We start from the raw sequence: 24,474 nt of genomic DNA on the forward strand, positions 1-24,474 counted from the left end.
ACTCCCCAATATTTACGCATTTTTAATTTCAAGTTGCTTAGTATGTGCACTATCACTTATAAATGAAACCAATGCGAAAAACATACCGATACCGAGATTTAGATTTTCCGGTGGATGATGCCACCGAAGTAAAGTTAACTGTTGAGTTTTTGTCTGACGGCGGAATTGCAGAAACGTTAATTTATCGATCCATTGGTAATAATCCCAAAATATCAGATTCTGGCACAGAACTAATTGGTACAGGAGCAGAATTAAGAGGAAAAATAACGATCTGTATTACCGAAGCGACTAATTCAAATTTGAATGAAGACGAGATTCGAGTGCGGTATCTTTTAAATGATACGCTTATGGTAGAACATCACAATTTAAAATCGGAAGAAATAAATCCTACAATTATTCTATTCTTAAAATTTCCAATGCCATGAGTTCTTTCAAACTTTTTGTGCTTTTATTTCCATCAATTTTTTTAGCGCAAGAACCGCTTGCGCAACTTACCACTCCTACTTCACCTGCTGCTGCACTGTTAGATCTTAACCCTACCGTAACTTTAGCACCAAAATCTTATCAAGCATTAGAAACCGCCTTATACTCTAATTTTGTAAATAGTAACAATGAAACGGTCATTCCCACAGATTTTGCATTAGAATTTACACCCTACTGGACTAAAAACCATGGACTATCGATTACAGAGTATCTTTATCCAGAAAATTTAGGTACACAATTACTCCGCTCGTCTTCGGTATCCATCGCCTCAACACAAAATTTTGTTCTTGGAGATTCTACCTCTACTAATGCATTAGGAATTGGCTATCGCGCTTCTTTCTTCTTCCCAAACAAAAAAGATAAAGCAATTGTCGAAAAATCTATTGGGGAAATTCGAAACGATTTTAATTTGAAAAATGAGATACGTGCACCAGCTATTTTGTTTTTAGAAATAAATCCTGAAGCGAGTAAAGCTGATTTTTTAAAAGAAATAATGCCTACTGTTATTTCTGAAATAAATAAATCGAAGCATTTTTCAGATCCAGAAGAGTTACAGAAATTTTTAAATAAATTTGAAGCTGAACTTCTAGCATTACCAGAGATTACTCCAGCCACTAAGGATGCTTTTTTAGATCAATTTTCACAAATTCTGGATCAAGAATATCAAACCTACCGCCTTATAAGTAATTTTGAAGAATATTTAACGAGACGACAGGGTTTAACATTGGATATTGGCTTAGCGACCTTATTAAATTTCCCCGACAATACATTTGAATTTTCGTATGTTCCAAAAAGTTCTCTCTGGATTACACCCTCGTATCGTTTTACCAATAACTTCGATTTTTTAAAAGCCTTGGGCGTCTTTCGTTACGAATGGTATCATGATACATACTACGACCGTTATTTTCCCGACACGTTTGTCTTTAAAAATAATCTCGACTATGGTATATCTATAATTTCAGAATTTAAGCGTTTCTCTTTACAATTCGAACTAATAGGCCGACATAGCAGTTCTGAAATAAGTATCGCGACAGATGATTTTGGCAACGACCTTTTTAGAAAGGAAACAAAATCAGATTTACAATATACTGGTAATTTTAGCTATAATGTAACCGATGGAATCATTCTAACGTATACCTTGGGTAGCCGCTTTAAAACTATTTTCGAACCTAAAAACACCCTCATATCACTGTTAGCCCTTAACTTCGGATTTGGAGCACCAACTACCAATGACATTGCTTTGAATAAAAAGTAAGAAATTAGCGCCTTCTCCCGCCTCCAGAATTTCGATTGTTTCGGTTTCCCCTTTGATGTTGCGCTTTATTTTCAGCTTTTTTATCTAATACTTCTGCCAAAGTTTCGGTAGGTTCAAAACCTTCAATAGTTTCTTGATCTAGACGTTCCCCAAGTAACTTTTCAATGCCTTTTACATAATCGAACTCGTCGATACTCACAATAGAAATAGCTTCTCCACTAGCACCTGCACGCCCAGTACGACCAATTCGGTGTACATAATCTTCGGGAACATTAGGAAGTTCATAATTAATAACATGTGGTAGCAAAGGAATATCTAGTCCTCGAGCAGCAATATCGGTAGCTACTAAGACACGAGTTCTTCCACTTTTAAATCCAGCGAGTGCTTTTGTTCGTGCTCCCTGACTTTTATTTCCATGTATGGCAGCCGAAGAAATATTCGCTTTGTCCAGTTTTTGAGCAAGTCGGTTGGCACCGTGTTTTGTTCTAGTAAAAATAAGCACCTGTTGCCAGTCTCCGTCGGAAATTAGTTTTGTAACTAATTCTGTCTTTTTACTTTTGTCGGTTTTGTAAATAACCTGATCCACTTTCTCTGCCGTTGTATTCTCGGGAGTTGCTTCCACTAATACGGGCTGATGCAAAAATGTGTTGGCTAATTTTTTAATGTCTTTTGAAAATGTTGCCGAGAATAATAAGTTTTGCCTTTTATTTGGAAGCAAAGCAAATACTCTTTTAATATCTCGAAGAAAACCCATATCGAGCATTCTATCGGCTTCGTCTAATACTAAAACCTCAACACTAGCCAGTGAAAATACTTTTTGTTCGTGAAGATCTAACAACCGCCCTGGCGTCGCCACTAAAATATCCACACCATTACGAAGCGCTTTAATTTGTGGATTAGCTCCTACACCACCAAAAACCACAGTAGTTTTAAGGTCTGTAAATTCGCTATAATCTTTAAATTCTTGCCCTACCTGTGCGGCTAGTTCTCTTGTTGGAGTAAGCACCAATGTTCTTACAGGTCTTTTTCGAAGAGAAGTTTTATTTTGCAATAGATGAAGAATTGGCAATGCAAAACCGGCTGTTTTTCCACTTCCTGTTTGAGCAGAAGCAAGAACGTCTTTTCCTTCTAATATTTTTGGTATTGCTTTTTCTTGAATTGTAGAGGGTTCGGTATATCCTTTTTTGCTGATTGCTTTCAGCAGGGCGTCCGATAGCCCAAGTGATTTAAATGTCATAAAATTGTATAATGATTAGACCGCTGCGCTTTTATTATTTAGTTATGCGCTATGGAGGGATGAGAAACTGTGTTTCGCTTTAACTCGTGAAGACGGTTGTAAAATGCAAAGATACGTTTTATTTTCTCCACGAGATTCAAACAACATTTCTTAAAACTAGTACGACATTTTAAAATATAATTTCGAAAGAACCTTCTTACAAACAAATGATTTTCACAAGCTTAACGTTATTTAAAGGGAAAACGAATCTAGAATAGGTATCTTAGCAAACTCAATGTCCCCAAGAATTTAAATTTTTAACAAACCAAAACAAAAAACTATGAAAGAGGAATTAAGAAAATCTATCGCATTTATTGCAGCAATGACACTCATTGATGAAAATGTAGAAAGTGTGTTTGATTATAAAGATGTGAAATTTTCAACCTTTACTGGGGAATATGATAAAGACAGTATAAAAATATACGATTTTGAAAGAGAATGTATCGTTGAGGGATATTTATCTGATGAGAAATACAATTTATACGATTATGGACAAAATGCTTATATAGACTTCGAAATTTACGAAAACGGACGAAAGTTTAAAGGATACTCTTATTCTACAGGTTCTTTTTACGAGGGAGTTGTAGATGGAAACATGATCGAATTTTACGACTTTGGAACTATGGAAACGTATTCATACACAGTTTAAAACATCTCTTTATTTACAATATTAACCGACTCAGAAATGTGTCGGTTTTTTTTATTCTGAATTATTATCTTTAGACTTTAAATTTATAGTCGCTTATATGAAAAATATTACACTAACTCTGGCAGTACTGCTCACTTCGCTAACCGTATTTTGTCAAACTGAAAAAGAAAAAGTTTTAAATACTGTAAATAAAAGCACTATTGAAGCACATGTCTATTTCTTGGCAGATGATTTATTAAAAGGACGAGAGACAGGAACTCCAGAAAATAAGATAGCGGCTTCTTATCTTGCAAATACACTACGAAGCTATAGCGTAAAACCCAATCCCAAAACTGGCACGTATTTTCAATCGGTACCTTTGTTAAAAACCTTTGCTCCTAAAATTTCAGTGCTACAAATTGATGGTTCCGACATTAAAAATAAAGTTGCTGTACGCAATAAAGGAATAAACCATTCTGGAGAGGGTGTTTATTTAGGGTATGGCTTAGAAAGCGACTATGCGAAAACAGATGTTAAAGGAAAAGCGGTTATACTAAAGGCAGGTAGCCCAGATAGTAAAGATGCGAGAGCTGCATTTAGAATGATCGATAAAAAAGTGGAATTAGCACAAAAAGCGGGTGCTATTGCTATTATTGAAATGCTTCCAGCGGCAGATGAGATGTGGGAATTCATTGATCATAATTTTAATACAGAGCGGCTTCAAATGGCTTCAGAAGAAAACAAAAGCTCATCAATGCCTTACCTATGGGTACAAGATCCAAATAATACATTAGCAGCAAAAATAGCAGCTTCAGAAAAACACAACATAACACTTTCAGTAGAAAATGAAATACAACAAACTATCGAGTCACAAAATGTAATTGGTATTGTTGAAGGAACCGATTCGAATTTAAAAAATGAATATATTATTTATTCTGGGCATTATGACCACGTAGGTATTGGCACTCCCGATAAAACTGGAGATACTATTTACAATGGTGCAAGAGACAACGCTGTAGGTACTACCACGGTTTTAAGTATGGCTGAGAATCTTGCGAAATATCCGACAAAACGTTCTGCTCTATTTATTTTATTCACTGGAGAAGAAAAAGGACTTTTAGGCAGTAATTATTATGTAGAACATCCAGTGCTTCCTTTAGAGCAAATGGTATTTTGTTTTAACAGTGATAATGCAGGATATAATGATACTTCGATTAGTACTATTGTAGGATTAGAAAGAACAACGGCTCATAAAAACATTAAAGATGCCGTGGCTGCTTTTGGATTAACGGCGACCGACGACCCAGCTCCAGAACAAGGATTATTTGACCGAAGTGACAACGTACATTTTGCAAAAAAAGGAATTCCAGCACCAACTTTCTCGTTAGGGTTTACAGCTTTCAATGGAGATGTAACAAAGTACTATCACCGCCCTGGAGATGAGGCAGACAGTCTCGATTATGATTATTTACTGAAGTTCTTTCAAGGATATGTATTAGCGGGAAGACTTATTGGTAATGATGCTAAAACACCTGTATGGACAAAAGGAGATACTTATGAAGCTGCAGCACAAAAATTGTATAAGAATTAGAACAATTTAAACTAGTTTAAAAAACTTTTAGTCGTCTGTTATTCTTAAATTTATCTGTATTCTATGATTTTTATGAATAGAAAAATTCCCTTATTTATATTCTTTTTACTTGTTACAATAAACTGTTTACAAGCTCATACTTTAGAGAACACATTTCCACTAACAAATGCTGTAAGTAAAAGTATTTCATCTGTAAACAGACCTTTACTATACTGCGATGCCAATACCTATAAATCTGTTAGCAATACTAACTTCACTCCGTTAGCCGGTGAGTTTGAAACTATCTGGAATACATCATTGCCGGGACCCTCTCTAGATACAGACATTACAATTCCTACAAACCCGGCATTTAGCTACAATTATTCTATAGATTGGGGAGATGGCACAAACGATACAAATGTCACTGGAGATATTTCGCACTCGTATGCATCACCAGGAATTTATACAGTAAAAATTTCTGGCACTTTCCCTGCTATCTATTTTAACATTGCTGGAGACCGACAAAAAATAATTGAGATTACTTCTTGGGGAATGATCGAATGGCAAAGCATGGAAAATGCCTTTTTTGGATGTACCAACTTAAATTTTGACGCTATAGATTCCCCCAATCTTTCTCAAGTTACTTCTTTAAAGAACATGTTTCGAAATACAAATCTTTTTAATGGGATTCTTAATAACTGGAATGTAAGCACCATTACAGATATTTCGGGTATGTTCATGAATGCAAATACATTCAACAGACCCTTGGATAATTGGAACACTGGAAATGTGACCGATATGTCCGATACGTTTAATAATGCACAGAACTTTAACGAACCTTTAGATAACTGGAATACAGGGTCGGTAACTTCTATGGCTAGAATGTTTCGATTCGCTTTCGATTTTAACCAGAACATAAACACTTGGAATGTGGGTAATGTTACAGACATGGAAGAGATGTTTTACCTCGGACTCAATTTTAATACCCCTTTAAATTCATGGGACGTAAGCAACGTGGAAAATATGTCGGAAATGTTTTCTAATAGCCAGTTTATGCAACCCTTAGATAGTTGGGATGTAGGAAATGTAATCGATATGTCATCTATGTTTGCATATTGCCCATTTAACCAACCCATTGGAAATTGGGATGTTAGCAAAGTAACCGATATGTCCCGAATGTTTGCAGGGAACTATGCGTTTAATCAACCCATTAACCCATGGGATGTTAGTAGCGTAATTACCATGCAAGAAATGTTTATGGGATCCACTTCAACGCTAACCATCTTTAATCAACCACTGGACCAGTGGGATGTAGGTGCCGTTGAGAATATGCAAGGGATGTTTAGATCCTCTAGTTTTAATCAACCCATTAATAACTGGACGGTTAGTAATGTTACAACAATGGAAGACATGTTTAATCGTGCTTTAAACTTTAATCAATCATTATCAAGTTGGGACGTAAGCAATGTTACCTCTTCCGCAGATATGTTTAACAATGCTTCGGTATTCGATCAACCCTTAAATACTTGGAATGTTGCTTCAGTTATCGATATGCAAGGTATGTTTAGAAATGCTTCAGCTTTTAATCAATCTTTAAACACTTGGGATGTAAGTTCGGTAACACGAATGGACATGATGTTTAGCTCTGCTTCAGTCTTTAATCAAAACCTTGGAATTTGGACCGTTGAAAATGTTTCAAACATGACCAACATGTTAGATAATAGTGGTCTTTCCGAAGAAAATTATAACAATACTTTAATTGGATGGGCGTCTCAAAATCTTCAAAACAATGTAGTTCTAGGTGCCGACACTCTTTTATATTGTGATGGAAGATTTGCCCGACAAGATATTATAGACACCTATAATTGGTCGATTAATGATGATATAATAAACTGTGATTTTGTATTATGTACGCCTTTTATATCCCCTATAGATGGAGACACCAATGTACCTGCCGACTTTAATCTTGTTTGGGAGGAAGTTCCAGTCGCTACTGGATACCGTCTTACCGTTACTAAAGATACGGGTGGGACTGTAACTACGGTAGTAGATAATGTAAATGTAGGTAATATTACGGTTTATGATTTCCCTACAGATTTTGCTCCAGGAGATATAGTTACTGCGTTGGTAATTCCATTTAATTCTGAAGGACCTGCAGAAAATTGCGAAACAATATCTTTTACAATAGTTGCGCCTTGGCACAGCAGTCCAGAGTCATTTAAGCTTACCTACGACACGTCAATTGTGTATGGGGGTTCTTCGTCTACAAATCAACTGGAAATAAATGTAAACTCTAACTTTACCTATGATTTTTCTATCGATTGGGGAGATGGTCAATTTAATAACAATGTTTCGTCAGATATAAGACATACCTATGATGCTCCAGGTATCTACACTATTGCAATAATAGGCACATACCCTACGCATTCAGATGGGTATAACACGAGTGATTATAGAAAGCTACTTACTATAGATCAATGGGGAACTATAGCATGGCAGTCAATGTTGCGTTCTTTTATTAGGTGTGAAAATATGACGTATAACGCTACCGACATCCCCGATCTATCTCAAGTCACGAACATGAGTGAAATGTTTAGGCAAGCAGAAATGTTTAATGGTTCCATTAATTCTTGGGTTGTAAGTAATGTAACAAATATGTCGGGAATGTTTTCTGAAGCAGAATCTTTTAACCAACCTTTAAACGAGTGGGATGTGAGTAATGTAACCGACATTTCTTATATGTTCGAACGGGCACTACTTTTTAATCAACCTTTAAGTGATTGGGATGTAAGCAATGTTACTTCAATGGAAAACACTTTTGATGGGTTCATATTTGACATGGCTTTTAATCAACCTTTAAACAGTTGGAATGTGAGCAATGTAACGAACATGGCGTACATGTTTAGAAGGAATGTTGATTTTAACCAACCGCTGAATACGTGGCAAGTAGCTAATGTCACCGATATGAATAACATGTTTAATGCATCGGGATTCAACCAAAATATTGAAAACTGGAATGTATCGAACGTTACCAATATGGGCGCAATGTTCTCTTCTGCGCAAAGTTTCGATCAACCTCTTGCAGAATGGGATACAAGCAATGTTACTAATATGAGTAGTATGTTTAATAATACTACAAATTTTAATCAACCCATTGATAATTGGGACGTGTCTTCAGTTCTTTATATGAACAACATGTTTCGAAATGCACAAAGTTTTAACCAACCACTTAATTCTTGGGATGTGTCTTCAGTAATAAACACAAGTGCGATGTTTCAAAGTACCGTGCTTTTTAATCAAAATATTAATTCTTGGAATGTCTCTAGGGTAACCAATATGAAATCCATGTTCGAAAGTGCTGAAAATTTCGATCAACCACTTAGTGATTGGGATGTTAATTCTGTAGTAGACATGTCATCGATGTTTGAAAATGCTCAAGTATTTAATCAACCAATCCAAGACTGGAATGTAAGTGCTGTTGCCACAATGGCGTCTATGTTTCAAGATGCTCAATTGTTTGATCAACCTATCGGAAATTGGGATGTAAGTTCGGTAACGTTAATGAATTCAATGTTTGAAGATGCTCAAGTATTTAATCAAAATATAAATCCTTGGAATGTTGCTTCAGTTACAACAATGCAAGAAATGTTTAAAAATGCCGCTGTTTATAATCAGCCATTAGAAAGCTGGAACACGGGAGAAGTATTAACTACGGAAGAAATGTTTAGGGGAGCTTCTTTATTTAATCAAAATATTGAACCATGGAATGTCTCGTTTGTAACCACGACTGAAGGGATGTTCCAAGAAGCAACAGCATTTAACCAGCCATTAAACTCATGGAATATTGCTTCTGTAACTACCACCGAACGCATGTTCAAAGGAGCGATTGTTTTCGATCAGTTTATAAACGATTGGAATACTCGTGGTATCACAACCATGGAAGAAATGTTCGACCGTGCACAACAATTTAATCAGCCACTAGAGAACTGGCGTGTTGCAGATGTGCAAAACATGAATAGAATGTTTAGAGATGCGGCTTCATTTAATCAAGATCTTAACGCCTGGAATATTGGAAATGTTAGCATGCGAGCCATGTTTCAAAATACCGATACATACGACCAATACCTTGGAGATTGGAATATTTCTCAAGTTTCCGATATGGCGAATATGTTAGACAATTCGGCATTATCTAGAACCAATTACGACAACACACTCATCGCTTGGTCTGAGCAATCCCTTACATCTGGAATAACATTAGGTGCTTTTGGCGTTCCCTATTGTGATGCCTTAGAAGAACGACAATCTATGATCGATGCGTTTGGCTGGAATATTGTAGGAGATGTCTTAGATTGCCCAATTCCAGAATGCACCCAACTTATTTCTCCTCTCGACGGAGCCATAGATGTTCCCGTAAATACAAATCTTACTTGGGAACCCACATTATTTGCAAGAGGCTATAGACTTACAGTTCGTGTAGATCCGGGTAATATCACTATTGTAAATAACGAGACCATTATTAATGAAACTTCCTACGAATTTGCCACAGACTTTTCAGGTGGTGAAACCGTGTACGTAACGATAACCCCCTTTAATGGCAGTGGGGATGCGTTGCCCTGTCCTGAAGAAAGTTTTATTATAGTTGATGATGCTACCCCAACCCTTCCCGAATGTACAAACCTAACCACTCCTCTTGATGGGGAAACCGATGTTGTAATCAACACAGACCTTAGCTGGAACCCCATAGCAAACGCCGATGGATACCGAATTAATATAGGTATCTCGCCCAGCGGAACCCAAATAGAAAACAATGTTGATGTAGGCAACGTTACTACCTACGACCTGCCTAACGATCTTCCTGAAAACACTACGATTTATGTGACGGTTATTCCTTACAACGAAGTAGGAAGTGCACTCAACTGTGCAGAAGAAACTTTTATTACTGAAACCATTCCAACCCCACCAGAATGTACAACTCTTACTAATCCACTTGACGGTGCTGTAGATGTTCCTATAACTACAGATCTTAGCTGGAATCCTGTTCCCAATGCAACGGGTTACTTGCTTATCGTAGGAACCACTTCAGGAGGAAATGAAATTGTAACAAATCTCGATGTAGGAAATGTTACCACGTACGATATCCCTGTAGACCTTCCTGAAAACAGATTGATCTATGTGACAATTATACCGTACAATGACATTGGAGATGCAACTGAATGTGCAGAAGAATCATTCCGTACTGAAATTCCTTCGAATGTAATCGCACTGTGTACAGACTATAGTGCAGATCTTGATGCCAATGGAACCGTTACCATTCAACCTGAAGATGTAGATGGAGGTTCTTCAGATCCTGACGGGCCCGTAACGCTTTCTTTAGACACCGACACCTTTACCTGCGAAAACATTGGAGACAATACGGTTATACTTAGCGTGACCGATACTGATGGAAATACAGCTACTTGTACTGCAGTGGTTACCATTCGAGATACCATCGCTCCAGAAATTGTATGCCCCGAAAACCAAATAGGAAGCATCGATTCGACGTGTCTGTTTACCATTCCAGATTATACTTTAGAGGCAACTGCTACCGACAACTGCGCCATGCCGATTATAGTGCAAGATCCAGTTCCAGGCTCGACAGTTGGTGCAGGAATTACTGTAATAACGATTACCGCAACTGATGGAACAAATACAAGCTCTTGCTCGTTTACTCTTGACGTAGATGGAACATCTTTTCCCGAAATTACTTGCCCGGAAGATCAAACAGGAACATTAAATGATGCCTGTGAATTCATCGTACCAGATTATACTTCATTAGCAACCGCTAGCAATACCTGTGACGGCACGGTCCCGACACTCTCTCAAGACCCAGCTCCAGGAACTTCAATTGCTTCAGAAACAACAATCACCCTCACCGCTACCGATCCCGATGGAGATACATCTACTTGCTCCTTCCAAGTAACCGTTATGGATGTCATCGCTCCTCAAATAAGCTGCCCACCACTCCAAGATGAGTCTGCTGGAACCAATTGTATGTTTTCAATTCCAGATTATACTCCACTCGCCAATGCAGTAGATAATTGTGGAAGCACTACCCTTACACAAACTCCTGCTATTGGTACACAAGTCGGATTAGGAACAACCGAAATTACTTTAACAGCAAGCGATGGAACCAACCAATCTACGTGCACATTTACTATTGAGGTACACGACACCACTCCTCCCATAGCTTCATGTGTAGCTCCTTTCTCAGTATCCTTAGATGCCGATGGAGTAGCCACAATTTCTGCTTCAGATATACATAATAATTCTACAGATAATTGTGAGCTAGCTACAGTTTCAATAGATATCACAGAATTTAACTGCGATTCAGTGGGAGAAAATACCATAACGCTAACGGCAACCGATAGCTCTGGAAATACAAGTATATGTACTACAATTGTTACGGTGGAAGATCCTTTATTTGCGTGTAATGAACCTCCAGTTGCAATTTGTGAACCTATTGTTACCTCAGCCGATGAAAACTGTGTAGCAACGGCAAGTGCAGAAGATTTTAATAATGGCTCTTACGACCCTGAAGGCGCATCACTAACCTATTCTATACTGCCTGAAGGTCCTTATGGCTTAGGCATAACTCAAGTTACTCTTACTGTAAGTGATGGCGTAGAAACTGCTAGCTGTGAAACCACAATTACAGTAAATGATACCACTCCTCCAACAATTACATGTCCAGAAGATCAAAATGAAACCGCAGCTACCGACTGCTCTTTTATACTACCTGATTATACTTCCCTCGCCGTGGCAACAGATAATTGTGGAATTTCTGAAATTAGTCAAGTGCCAGCTCCGGGTACAATACTTAGTGTAGGAACTACCGAAATACTTTTAATAGCAAACGACGGGAGCAATTCGTCGCAATGTACTTTCAACCTAATAATTACAGATGCGACCCCACCCGTGGCTTCCTGCCAAGATATTTTTATCACCTTAGATGCTACGGGGGAAGCCACTGTAGATGCAGCACAGATCGACAACGGTAGTTATGATAGCTGTAGTGCTATTACGATGGAACTAGATCAAACGGTTTTCGACTGTAGTACTATTGGAGAGAATACAGTAGTACTAACAGTAACCGATGCAAGTGGAAACAGTACTACGTGTGAAGCAACTGTAACTGTTGAAGACACCACACCACCAATTCTTGTTTGCACCAATACAACCCTATTTTTAGACGAGTTTGGGAATGCGATTCTTTCTGAAACCGATGTGATTACCACACTAGAAGATAATTGTAGCATTGGCTCCACATCTATTAGCCCAACACAATTTACGTGTGAAAATATAGGAGACAATGAAGTGCTTATAATTACTCAAGACGCAAACGGAAATGCAACCGAATGCACTGCCATAGTTACCGTATTGGATGAAGTTCCTCCAACAGTATTTTGTTCTAACATAACGATTGAATTGGATGCTTTGGGAACTGCTTCCATCACAGCTACCGACTTAGATGCAACAAGCAGTGATAATTGCGAAATTGCAGAACTCACTATCGACACAACTACATTTTCCTGTGATGATCTAGGAGAAAATTCCGTAGTACTTACAGGCATCGACACTTCCGGAAATACATCACAATGTACTGCAACTGTAACCGTGATCGACACAATTTTACCACAAGCTGTTTGCCAAAATATATCTGTAGCGCTAGATCAAAACGGCAGTGCTACTATTGATGCTTTTCAAATTGACGGTGGAAGTACCGACAATTGTGAAATAGCCGCTATTGAAATAAATCAGAATAATTTTGGATGTGATGACATTGGAGAGAACGAGGTTGTATTTACAGTTACCGACGCTAGCGGAAATACGAGTACCTGCACAGCTATTGTTACAGTCACACAAACTACAGCAACCCCGCAGGCGATATGCCAAAATATCACAGTATTCTTGAACGATTCTGGAATTGCTACGATCACCCCTAACGACCTTAATAATGGTTCTGTATTTAATGCGTGTGAAAGTACTATGTCAGTAAATATTGACACCTTCAACTGTAGCGATATAGGCAATCCCGTACCAGTTATGTTTACCGTTAGTAATGGCAATGGAAATAGTGATTCGTGTATTGCAATGGTAGAAGTGATTGATGCGATGGCGCCAAGTATTCAGTGCCCTTCAGAATCGCTCGTAATTTATGGCGTTGAACCTTTCCCGTTACCAAATATGATTGTAGATAGTATGATTACCATTACAGACAATTGTACTCCATCTGAATTCATGACTGTTACTCAGAGCCCTCCAGTGGGGACCAACCTGCAATTGGGAGAGCTACCCGTCACCATTACCATTACCGATGCATATGGCAACGAAACAACGTGCGATGTTACTGTCGATTTGCAACGCCCTCCCTTAAATATTAGTCTGGATGCATTACGTATAGATCCCAATCCAGCAGATGAGTTTATATGGTTACGAAATCCGAACAATGTTTCTCTTGAAGGAGCAAAACTTTTTGATGTACACGGCAGACTCTTACGCGAATACGATTTAAGTTCGGTACTCACAGACCAACGAATGAGTATTTCAGGATTGGCAGGAGCAACATATTTTCTCGTCGTTACTAATGGAGCACTAAACGTAACTTTCTCGGTGGTGAAGTATTAATAATTTCTTCGGAAAGAATTTAGATACGTACTACATTCTTTCCGGAACGTTAATTCCTAACAAACCAAAAGCAGTTTTTAGTACCGCTGCTACGGCTTTGGCTAGTTGAATTCTAAACTGTTTCTCCGCTTCCGAATCTGCGGCTAATATGGATACATTCTGATAAAAAGAATTGAATTCTTTCACCAGATCGTACGTATAATTTGCAATAACCGCAGGACTGTACTGTTCTGCCGCCAATTGAATCACATCTGGAAATTGCTGAAGCAGTTTTAACACCTCTTTTTCCTTCTCATGAAGTGTAAACCCTTCTAACGAAAGGTCTGCAATGGTTCTTGCTCCCGATTGCTCTTCGGCTTTGCGTAAAATAGATTGAATTCGCGCGTAGGTATATTGAATAAACGGTCCTGTATTTCCTTGAAAATCGACACTCTCTTCGGGATTAAAGAGAATTCGTTTCTTAGGATCGATCTTTAAGATATAATACTTTAAAGCTCCTAATCCGATGGTTCGGAACAACTCTTCCTTTTCAGTTTCATTAAAATCATCGATCTTACCTAACTCTTCGCTAATCTCACGAGCGGTTTGTGCCATTTCTTCAATAAGATCGTCTGCATCCACTACGGTTCCTTCCCTACTTTTCATTTTTCCAGAAGGGAGATCGACCATTCCGTAACTTAGGTGGTGTAAATTCTTTGCCCAGCTGTAGCCTAATTTTTTCAGAATTAAAAACAACACTTTAAAATGATAATCTTGCTCGTTCCCTACCGTATAGATCATTGCACCCACATCAGGCAAATCTTTTGAGCGTTGAATCGCAGTCCCGATATCTTGTGTCATGTACACCGCGGTACCATCACTTCGCAACACTAATTTTTCATCTAAACCTTCGTCGGTTAAATCGCACCACACCGAACCGTCATCTTTTTTATAAAAAACGCCGTTTTTAAGTCCTTCTTCAATATTATCTTTTCCTAATAAATACGTCTCACTTTCATAATAATAACTGTCAAAATCCACCCCGATTGCTTCATACGTTTTTGCGAATCCGTCGTACACCCAGCCGTTCATTTTACTCCAAAGTGCTACCGTCTCAGTATCACCCGCTTCCCATTTCCGAAGCATTTCTTGCGCTTCCGTTAATAAAGGAGCTTCCGCTTTGGCTTCATCTTCCGTTTTTCCTTCCGATTGTAATTGAGCTACCTGTTTCTTGTATTCTTGATCGAATTTTACATAATAATTCCCAACAAGTTTATCTCCTTTCAGACCTGAAGACGCAGGGGTTTCTTCGTTTCCGAAGCGTTTCCACGCCAACATACTTTTACAAATATGAATACCACGGTCGTTAATAATCTGGGTTTTATAGGTTTTCTTTCCCGAAGCTTTTACAATTTCCGCTACCGAATATCCTAATAAAATATTTCGAACGTGCCCTAAATGCAAGGGTTTGTTAGTATTTGGAGAAGAGTATTCTACCAATACAGCATCGTTGGTTTGCGGGACCTTTCCGAAGTTAGAAAAATTAGCGACATTTTTAAAAAAGGAAAGAAAATAAGCATCGCTTAACACAAGATTTAAAAATCCTTTCACAACATTAAATCGTTCTACCTCGTCTACATGTTCTACTAAATACGTTCCGATTGCCTCACCTATTTGCACAGGATTTCCTTTTACTACTCGTAACATTGGGAACACCACAACGGTTGTATCTCCTTCAAATTCTTTACGAGTTGTTTGAAATTCAACGCTTTCTAAATGGGCGTCGTAAAGTTCTGTAACAGCATTTTTTATGGCTTCGGAAAGTGTTTCCTGTAATTGAGCTATAGACATAGGTTCAAATTTGTGATCGTGTGTAACTTAAAATAAATTGTCTTGTTCTCTTCTGAACAAGTTGCGATAAGAAGGCACGTACACACCTTTTATGCGAGTGCAAAGATACAAGAATTTGGACGTATCGTTTCTTTGAAAATCGGTATCTTTAAAAGAAAACTTTACATGCTCCTCAACGTATCGTATAACAATAAGCAAATTAGAGATAAAATAGATCAGGAAGTAGGAAAGCCATTTACACTTGCCGAACGAATTAAACGCCGTGGTATTGGTTCTCCAAAATTAATTATTACTGAAACTAGCATCCACATTAACAACCTGCTAATTTTAGATAGCAATAGAAATCAGTGCAATATAGAAATGAGACCTAATGGTATTATTGTGGGTTTTCGTTCCCTGTTAGAAAGTTATGCGCTGGTAATACCTTATTACAAATTAGTAATATACAAAGGTAGAGCAGCAGAATATTCAATTTATCGCGACACTTATTTTATTAAAATTGAAGCAAGACCGAATGATAAAGCTATCCATAATTTTATGAATAAAGTTCTTACTGCTAAATCTGAAGCAGCGCCTACCCCACTTGAAGATTTGTAACTAACGTCGGTTTTTAAGATACGCCCCAGCGACTAGTGCCAATACTCCTAAACCAATCATTCCCAGTGTCTGATTGCTTAATCCTTCTTTCGCCGAAACTTCTAGAGGTCCTATGTCGAGTACTTCTTGTGGAACAAATGCATTATACAATCCGAGTACGATAAGAACAACTCCTGCGATAATAAGCACTAATTTTAAAACCTTCATGGGTTAGTGTTTTGGTTAGCTGTGAAAGATACTAAAATAGCTCATACAGCCTTCGTCATCTTAACGACAATTTAACCTAGTGTTTAACAAAAACAAATTATCTTTAAACAAAACTAGACCATTGAAAATTTTACTTACCGGAGCGAACGGATATATTGGAATGCGATTGCTTCCCTTACTCATTGAACAGGGACATGAAGTAGTTTGTTCTGTACGGAATGCAAATAGATTGTCAGTTGACCCTGAACTTAGAAAAAAGATCGAAGTAGTTGAGATTGATTTTCTGGATGATCCCGATCCGGAAATACTCCCAAACGATATTGATGCTGCGTACTATTTAATTCACTCTATGTCTGCCAGCACCTCAGATTTTGACGAAAAGGAGGAGACCTCGGTACGTAATTTCAATGCATATATTAAGCATACACAATGCAAGCAAGTGATCTATTTAGGCGGAATTGTGAATCAAGAAAACCTTTCGAAACATTTATGGTCGCGTAAAAATGTTGAGGATATTTTATATGAAAGTAAAGCAAATGTAACTGTACTACGGGCCGCCATTATTGTAGGTTCGGGCAGTGCATCATTCGAAATTATTCGGGATCTGTGCGAGAAACTTCCGGTCATGATCACTCCGAAATGGGTAAAAACGAAGTGTCAGCCCATTGCGATTCGAGATGTACTCACTTATTTAACAGGTGTTTTGGGAAATAAATCCTGCTATAACGAGTCGTTCGATGTGGGCGGGCCAAATATTCTCACATACAAACAAATGATGCAGGAATATTCGAAAGTCCGGAATTTAAAACTTTATATTTTCGATGTTCCGTTTATGTCGCCTAAACTTTCCTCGTACTGGTTGTACTTTGTTACTTCAACCTCTTATAAGCTTGCGCTGAATTTGGTTGATAGTATGCGTATAGAAGTAATAACTAAAGATAAACGATTGCAGGAAATCTTAAATGTTACTCCGATATCATATCGTGAATCGATCGAGCTCGCTTTTAAAAAGATCAAACAAAATCAAGTAGTTTCAAGTTGGAAAGATTCTATGGTAAGTGGTCGTTTTAGAAAAGACCTTCGTAGATACGTTGAAGTTCCCGATCATGGGTGCTTAAAAGATGTTCAGAAAATAAAATTAACTAATCCCGAACAAGCACTACATAATATTTGGTCGATCGGTGGAAAACGAGGCTGGTATTATGGAAACACATTGTGGAAATTTAGAGGGTATTTAGACAAACTATTTGGCGGCGTGGGATTGCGCCGTGGACGAACACATCCTTCTAAAATTTACGAAGGCGATTCTTTAGATTTTTGGCGGGTAATTTTAGCAGACAAAAATGAACGTAGGTTATTATTATTTGCTGAAATGAGAGTTCCAGGAGAAGCGTGGTTGGAGTTTAAGATTGATAAAGACAATGTCTTATACCAAACCGCTACTTTTAGACCTAAAGGACTTTGGGGTCGTTTATATTGGTATACGATGCTTCCATTTCATTACTTTATTTTTGGAGGAATGATTCGAAATATTGCTAAATCGTCATCGTAGTTTTAAAAATGTGACTTAAAAAATAATGATATTTTCTGCTTTTATTTCTTCGGAAGAAAAACCTCAGCCATCATACAACGGGCACTCCCTCCTCCACACGTTTCGATGGTAGTAAGGTCACTGCTTAAAATAGCACAGTGTTTTTCTATTGCTGCAATTTGCCCTGCATCTAAACTATTATGAGCAGCGGCACTCATTACGAGGTATTTTTTATCGGTTCCTTGTACCTGAAGCATATTACCTGCGAACTGATGCATTTGTGCTTCAGAAATTGTGATGATCTCTTTTCCACTTTCTTTTAAATGATGCACTACATTTTTCTTCTCCTGTTTGTCATCTATTGTATCGAGACAAATTACACAGAAAGCTTCTGCGAGACACATCATAACATTCGTATGATAGATTGGTTTTCGCTTCCCATCAACGGTTTGATTTGCAGTAAATATTACTGGCATGCTATCAAAATCCTCACAAAACTCAATAATTAGCTCCTCATCGGCACGCGCAGATAAAGCACAATATACTTTATCATGAACGCGATCCATTAGAATACTCCCTGTACCTTCTAAAAATAAATCCTCTTCTTCGGCAGCTGTATAGTCTATAATATTTTTAATTTCAAAGCCTTCTTCCTCCAATCGCATAAACACTTCTTCGCGACGTTCTCTTCGGCGATTTACTGCAAACATAGGGTACACAACAACATCTCCATTCTCGTGAAAACTCACCCAATTATTTGGAAAGATAGAATCGGGTGTATCCATTTTAAGATCATCATTTTCAACAATAACGTTTACACCTACGTTTCTAAGTTTTTCCACAAAAGCATCGAACTCCTCTTGTGCCTTTGCATTGATCTCTGCATTTTTAATATTGAGATCTTCTTGGAAATAGTTGTTTACCGCCGTCTCTTCGTTCATACGAAAACCTACGGGGCGAATCATTAAAATTGTATTGGTTATCTGTTTGTTCAAGAGCTTCAAATTTTGGCTCAAATGTAAGATAAAATTTGCTGAAGTTTCAACATCGAATGCTTTGTAAAATTAATTTTATTTGGATTTTTTTAAAAACTTTAATTCTGAACTTTCAGAAAGAAGAAAATAGATTACTTAGGGTTTCGTTTTAATATTATCAAACATAATAATAGCCTATTAAATCAAAGTGAATCTATGTATCTACACAAGTGTCGAATAAATACCAAACTTTATATTTATTGAGGATTTTAATACAAACCACAGTGTAGTATTCAACTTGCTGGCAGCTATTTTAATACAAAAATTACAGTTTGAGTTTTAAAGTATAGGTTTAAGCTCTCTATAATAATAGACAAAAGTCAATAAAAAATTTTCAGTGATTTCTATAATCAGTCACGAATTAATGGCAATGTAGAACACCGCAACAATCCTTCTTGTTTTGCAATTTCGCTGTAAGCAATTTCTTCTACGGTAAATCCTTCAGACCGGAGCCAAGTATTTAACCTAGTAAATGTTTTTTCAGAAATAATAACTTCCGGGCTAATAGAAAAAATATTGCTATTCATATGGTACATTTCATCTTTGGTGATATGAAAACAATTTTCTTTTCCGAAGAAATCTACCAACCACGTGTATTCTTCTTCCTCTAAAAATCCTTCTTTATGAATAATTGCTTTTCCTTTTCCAAGGGGTTGAAAGCAGCAATCTAAGTGCAATGCGTTGTCGCGTGCGATGGTATTTGATTTCCTTAAATTAAAAGACTTCACTGTTTTCTTCGGAAAAAGCTCCTGCAATTCACGAACAGCCGTCATATTGGTGCGTGCTGTGATATAATTCGCATAATCTGCACCTCGATAGGTACCTACAAAAATATGATCGTTCCAAGGCATCACATCACCTCCTTCAATATGAGCTGCTTCAGAGAGTTTAATCCTGTTTTCTTTAGGTATTTGTGACCATACATGCTCAATGGCTTCAATCTCTTTTTCGCGATCGGGAAGGATATTTGCTTTAATAATTTTATCATCGATCACAAACGCGATATCTCTGGAAAATATCTGATTATAATCTTTGATCTCTTTGGGGCGATATACATCGACATTGTATTTTTTAAATACAGCTACTAAAGCTTCCATTTCGGGAATCATGTCTGATGTTTTAGGATAGGTTCCTTTGCGAATGTGCTCTGCCGATTTTGGATCGTAAGCATCTTCAAGATCAGGCGCTGAGCCATTGCTAGCAGCGGTACCTACCACTACAGCTCTTAATCTTGAAATTTCATCTGTAATATTTAAATGTATCATAGGACCAAATATAAAAAAACACCTCAATTAGATTGAGGTGCTTTTGTAAATTTTTAGAAACTTTTATCGCTTTTCGATAGGGGTAAACGAACGAAGGGTTTCTCCAATATAAACTTGGCGTGGACGTCCTATTGGCTCTTTTCGTAAACGCATTTCTCTCCATTGTGCAATCCAACCTGGCAGACGACCTAATGCAAACATAGGTGTAAACATTTCTGTTGGAATCCCGAGTGCACGATAAATTATGCCCGAATAAAAATCTACATTTGGATATAATTTGCGATCTACGAAGTATGAATCTTCTAACGCTTCTTTTTCAAGTCCTTTAGCAATGTCTAAGACAGGGTCTTCTATTCCTAGGCTATCTAAAACATCATCGGCAGATTTCTTAATGATTTTAGCACGTGGATCGAAATTTTTGTATACTCTATGACCAAAGCCCATTAGACGGAAAGGATCTTCTTTATCTTTTGCTTTGTTCATGAATTTATGCGTATCTCCTCCATCTTCTTTAATAGCTTCGAGCATTTCGATTACTGCTTGATTAGCACCTCCATGTAATGGTCCCCATAATGCATTAATTCCTGCTGAAAGTGAAGCAAATAAACCAGCATGTGAAGAGCCAACAATACGAACGGTTGATGTTGAACAGTTTTGTTCGTGATCTGCATGTAGAATTAATAATTTATCTAAGGCATCTACAACTTTCTTGTCTGAAGCATATTCACCATTAGGCTTTTTAAACATCATCTTTAGGAAATTATCTACATATCCTAACGAATCATCTCCATAATCTAAAGGTAACCCAGCTCTTTTACGGTATGTCCAAGCAATTAAGACTGGAAATTTAGCTAATATTTTTACAATCGCTTTATACATATCCTCATCGTTATCCACATTCACAGAAGTAGGATTAAAAGCTACTAACGCCGAAGTAAGTGACGAGAGCACTCCCATAGGATGGGCCGATTTTGGAAAGCCATCAAGAATTTTCTTTACATCTTCATCTACATGTGATTGCGCTTTTATGTCTGAGTGAAATTTAGCAAGCCTGTCTTTTGAAGGTAATTCTCCGAATATTAGCAAATAGGCAACTTCAAGAAAATCTGCTTTCTCAGCCAGTTCTTCTATAGCATATCCGCGATAGCGTAACACCCCTTCTTCTCCATTTAGAAACGTTATTGCACTTTCGCATGATCCCGTATTCTTATATCCTGGATCAATAGTTGTAATTCCGTTTGTAACGCCGCGTAAGGTTTTGATATCTATCGCAACTTCATTTTCTGTACCTACCACTAAAGGGAATTCGTACTTTTTTCCATCGATTTCGAGAGTCGCTGTCTTTGACATATATAATTTTTGATTGTGTTTGAAAAATTCGTAGCGGATCTACTGTGTATCAGCCGCCATTTGAAGCTGCTAAGATACAAAATTTAACACGATTTTTCTATCTACTCGCACGTTGAGTTAGGTTAAAAAATCCTTAAATAAATGTAATTGCATCTGTTTAGTAAAAATTAAAGAAACCGCTCTTTAATTTTAGAACGGTTTCTTTATTTGATCTATTAAGCAAAAGATATAGTAAACGTTATGCTTTATTTATATCTTAAAAGCTTTTCGTCTAGGATAGTATGCAGTTTTCCCCAATTCTTCTTCAATACGCAATAATTGATTGTATTTTGACATACGATCACTTCTGGAAGCAGAACCAGTTTTAATTTGTCCACAGTTTAAAGCAACTGCAAGGTCGGCGATTGTATAATCTTCTGTTTCACCACTTCGGTGAGACATAACCGAGGTATATCCTGCGTTATGTGCCATGTTCACTGCAGCAATAGTTTCAGTTAATGTTCCAATCTGATTTACTTTAATAAGTATCGAATTGGCGGTATTAGTCTCAATTCCTTTTGAGAGTCGCTCTACATTAGTTACAAAAAGATCATCTCCTACAAGTTGTACTTTAGCTCCTACTCTTTCAGTTAAATATTTCCAGCCTTCCCAATCATTCTCATCCATCCCATCTTCAATAGAAATAATGGGATACTTCTCGGACAATTCAGCCAGATAATCCGCCTGCTCTTTCGAAGTTCTTATTTTTCCTTTATCGCCTTCAAATTTAGTGTAGTCGTATTTTCCATCTACATAAAACTCTGCGGAAGCACAATCTAATGCGATCATAATTTCTTTTCCTAAGGTATATCCAGCATTTGCAACTGCTTTTGCGATGGTATCTAATGCATCTTCGGTACCATCGAGCGTAGGCGCAAAACCACCTTCATCACCTACTGCGGTACTCAATCCACGATCGTGAAGAACCTTCTTTAAATGGTGAAAAATTTCAGATCCCATTTGCATGGCTTCTGTGAAGTTAGTTGCCTCAACAGGCATGACCATAAATTCCTGAAATGCAATTGGCGCATCACTATGAGAACCTCCGTTTATAATATTCATCATAGGCACAGGAAGCGTTTTAGCACTCACGCCACCTACATAGCGATATAAAGGCAACCCAAGTTCGTTTGCTGCAGCCTTTGCAGCAGCTAATGAAACTCCAAGAATAGCGTTGGCCCCTAACTTTTCCTTATTGGGTGTCCCATCAAGTTCGATCATGGTTTGATCGATTAGTGCTTGTTCGAATACCGAAATCCCTAATAATGTACCTGCTATTTTCCCATTGACATTCTCTACCGCTTTTAATACCCCTTTTCCCATATAAGCATCACCACCGTCACGTAATTCAACTGCTTCGTGTTCTCCTGTGGAAGCCCCTGAAGGCACTGCTGCACGTCCTAAGAATCCGTTTTCAGTAAGCACATCTACCTCTATTGTAGGATTTCCTCTTGAATCGAATATTTGTCGTGCGTGAATGTCTATAATTATACTCATAGGCGTGGTTTTTTCAGTATTCAGTTAAAGTTAAATTTATTAAGATCGACAAATAATTAACATTTGTACCATGTTGTTTTTAACTATTTTCCCTTTGCGTTATTATACAGTTTCTAATTTGCTTTTTTTAATGTTTTCAATAAAGTCATCGAACAAATAAGTTGCATCATTCGGTCCGGGACTTGCTTCAGGGTGATATTGCACCGAAAATACAGGCCTACTTTTCATTCGTATTCCAGCTGCGGTATGATCATTTAAATGTACGTGAGTAATCTCTATATCGGTATGAGCTTCTGCTTCTTCACGATTAATTGCAAAACCATGATTTTGTGAAGTAATCTCACCCTTTCCGGTAAGCAAATTCATAACAGGATGGTTTATCCCTCTATGACCGTGGTGCATTTTATAGGTGGAAATTCCATTTGCTAAAGCTAAGACCTGATGCCCTAAACAAATTCCGAACAAAGGAGCTTTCTCTTTAATAATTTCTTTAGTTAGCTCAATCGCATTTTGAAGAGGTTCTGGATCTCCAGGACCATTTGAAAGAAAATAACCATCGGGGTTAAATGCTTTTAATTCTGAAAAAGAAGCATCATAAGGAAACACTTTTATGTAACAGTCACGTTCTGCAAGGTTTCGTAGAATGTTCTTTTTTATTCCTATGTCTAACGCTGAAATTTTATAAGTAGCGTCTTTGTTTCCGAAGAAATAAGGTTCTTGTGTAGATACTTTTGAAGCTAACTCAAGGCCTTTCATATCCGGCACTTCAGATAGTTTCTTTTTCAACCCATCGATATCATTTACTTCGGTAGAGATCACCGCATTCATAGCGCCATGATCGCGAATGTAGTTTACGAGAGCACGCGTATCCACATCGCTGATCGCTAACAAATTATTTTCAGAAAGAAAATCTTCTAACGATTTGTCAGCTGAAGGACGTGAGTGGTGATAACTAAAATTACGGCAAATTAGACCAGCGATTTTAATTCCTTCAGACTCTACTTCATCGACATTGGTTCCGTAATTTCCAATATGAGCATTGGTAGTGACCATGAGTTGCCCGAAGTAAGAGGGATCTGTGAAAATCTCTTGATAGCCAGTCATTCCGGTATTGAAACAAACTTCCCCGAAGGCCGAACCTTCTTTTCCTCCTACGGCTTTCCCGTAAAAAATAGTGCCGTCGGCTAATAAAATAAGTGCTTTTTTTCTGTTTTGGTACTTCATAATAAGAAAATATGATGCAAAAAT

General features: G+C 37.6%; 15 protein-coding genes. 7 read left to right on the forward strand and 8 right to left on the reverse strand.

What is annotated here, in order from left to right; translation table 11 throughout:
- The first annotated feature begins 71 nt into the window (after positions 1-71).
- Both ULVI_RS02085 and ULVI_RS02090 read left to right on the forward strand, forming a co-directional pair.
- A complete protein-coding gene (locus ULVI_RS02085; protein ID WP_068589160.1) occupies positions 72-425 on the forward strand; it encodes a hypothetical protein in 354 nt (117 codons plus the stop codon).
- The gene (locus tag ULVI_RS02090) at positions 422-1,738 is read left to right on the forward strand and encodes a hypothetical protein (RefSeq protein WP_068589162.1); all 1,317 of its coding nucleotides are present in this window, start codon (positions 422-424) and stop codon (positions 1,736-1,738) included. The genes ULVI_RS02085 and ULVI_RS02090 overlap by 4 nt, the downstream gene beginning before the upstream one ends.
- A gap of 4 nt (positions 1,739-1,742) precedes the next feature.
- On the opposite strand, the gene ULVI_RS02095 is transcribed toward ULVI_RS02090, so the two are convergent.
- Positions 1,743-2,975 carry a DEAD/DEAH box helicase gene (locus ULVI_RS02095; protein ID WP_068589163.1) on the reverse strand — a complete coding sequence of 411 codons (1,233 nt, stop codon included), beginning with the start codon at positions 2,973-2,975 and terminating at the stop codon, positions 1,743-1,745.
- A 319-nt stretch (positions 2,976-3,294) separates the two neighbouring features.
- On the opposite strand from ULVI_RS02095, the gene ULVI_RS02100 reads away from it, so the two are divergent.
- From ULVI_RS02100 to ULVI_RS02110, 3 genes are all read left to right on the forward strand, one after another.
- Positions 3,295-3,663 (forward strand): hypothetical protein, encoded by a 369-nt coding sequence (locus ULVI_RS02100; RefSeq protein WP_068589164.1) that lies wholly within the window; start codon positions 3,295-3,297, stop codon positions 3,661-3,663.
- Between the two features lie 97 nt (positions 3,664-3,760).
- Positions 3,761-5,233, forward strand: a complete 1,473-nt coding sequence (locus tag ULVI_RS02105; protein ID WP_068589168.1) for a M28 family peptidase — start codon at positions 3,761-3,763, stop codon at positions 5,231-5,233.
- Positions 5,234-5,305: 72 nt separating this feature from the next.
- Positions 5,306-13,876, forward strand: coding sequence for a BspA family leucine-rich repeat surface protein (locus tag ULVI_RS02110; RefSeq protein ID WP_197463471.1), 8,571 nt, complete (start codon positions 5,306-5,308; stop codon positions 13,874-13,876).
- Positions 13,877-13,906: 30 nt separating this feature from the next.
- Here the strand turns inward: ULVI_RS02110 and argS are convergent, their stop codons facing one another.
- Positions 13,907-15,706, reverse strand: a complete 1,800-nt coding sequence (gene argS / locus ULVI_RS02115; RefSeq protein ID WP_068589174.1) for an arginine--tRNA ligase — start codon at positions 15,704-15,706, stop codon at positions 13,907-13,909.
- 42 nt (positions 15,707-15,748) lie between these two features.
- On the opposite strand from argS, the gene ULVI_RS02120 reads away from it, so the two are divergent.
- Entirely contained in the window at positions 15,749-16,303 is a 555-nt protein-coding gene (locus ULVI_RS02120; RefSeq protein ID WP_317039817.1) for a hypothetical protein, read from the forward strand.
- On the opposite strand, the gene ULVI_RS02125 is transcribed toward ULVI_RS02120, so the two are convergent.
- Entirely contained in the window at positions 16,304-16,510 is a 207-nt protein-coding gene (locus tag ULVI_RS02125) for a hypothetical protein (protein ID WP_068589175.1), read from the reverse strand.
- 121 nt (positions 16,511-16,631) lie between these two features.
- Here ULVI_RS02125 and ULVI_RS02130 point away from each other — a divergent pair, with 121 nt between their 5' ends.
- Complete coding sequence (locus ULVI_RS02130) at positions 16,632-18,062, forward strand: SDR family oxidoreductase (protein ID WP_068589180.1); 1,431 nt, start codon at positions 16,632-16,634, stop codon at positions 18,060-18,062.
- Positions 18,063-18,103: 41 nt separating this feature from the next.
- On the opposite strand, the gene ctlX is transcribed toward ULVI_RS02130, so the two are convergent.
- The 5 genes from ctlX to carA form a co-directional block, all read right to left on the reverse strand.
- Complete coding sequence (gene ctlX / locus ULVI_RS02135; protein WP_068591305.1) at positions 18,104-19,006, reverse strand: citrulline utilization hydrolase CtlX; 903 nt, start codon at positions 19,004-19,006, stop codon at positions 18,104-18,106.
- A gap of 419 nt (positions 19,007-19,425) precedes the next feature.
- Positions 19,426-20,340, reverse strand: a complete 915-nt coding sequence (locus tag ULVI_RS02140) for a dimethylarginine dimethylaminohydrolase family protein (protein ID WP_068589182.1) — start codon at positions 20,338-20,340, stop codon at positions 19,426-19,428.
- A gap of 63 nt (positions 20,341-20,403) precedes the next feature.
- Positions 20,404-21,690: a citrate synthase gene (locus ULVI_RS02145; RefSeq protein WP_068589184.1), complete on the reverse strand. Its 1,287-nt coding sequence runs from the start codon at positions 21,688-21,690 to the stop codon at positions 20,404-20,406.
- 249 nt (positions 21,691-21,939) lie between these two features.
- Positions 21,940-23,226, reverse strand: a complete 1,287-nt coding sequence (eno, locus tag ULVI_RS02150; protein ID WP_068589188.1) for a phosphopyruvate hydratase — start codon at positions 23,224-23,226, stop codon at positions 21,940-21,942.
- 102 nt (positions 23,227-23,328) lie between these two features.
- On the reverse strand, positions 23,329-24,450 hold the full coding sequence (gene carA, locus ULVI_RS02155) for a glutamine-hydrolyzing carbamoyl-phosphate synthase small subunit (RefSeq protein WP_068591307.1): 1,122 nt from the start codon (positions 24,448-24,450) through the stop codon (positions 23,329-23,331).
- Positions 24,451-24,474: the final 24 nt, after the last annotated feature.

Source organism: Cochleicola gelatinilyticus (assembly GCF_001637325.1).
Lineage (GTDB): Bacteria > Bacteroidota > Bacteroidia > Flavobacteriales > Flavobacteriaceae > Cochleicola > Cochleicola gelatinilyticus.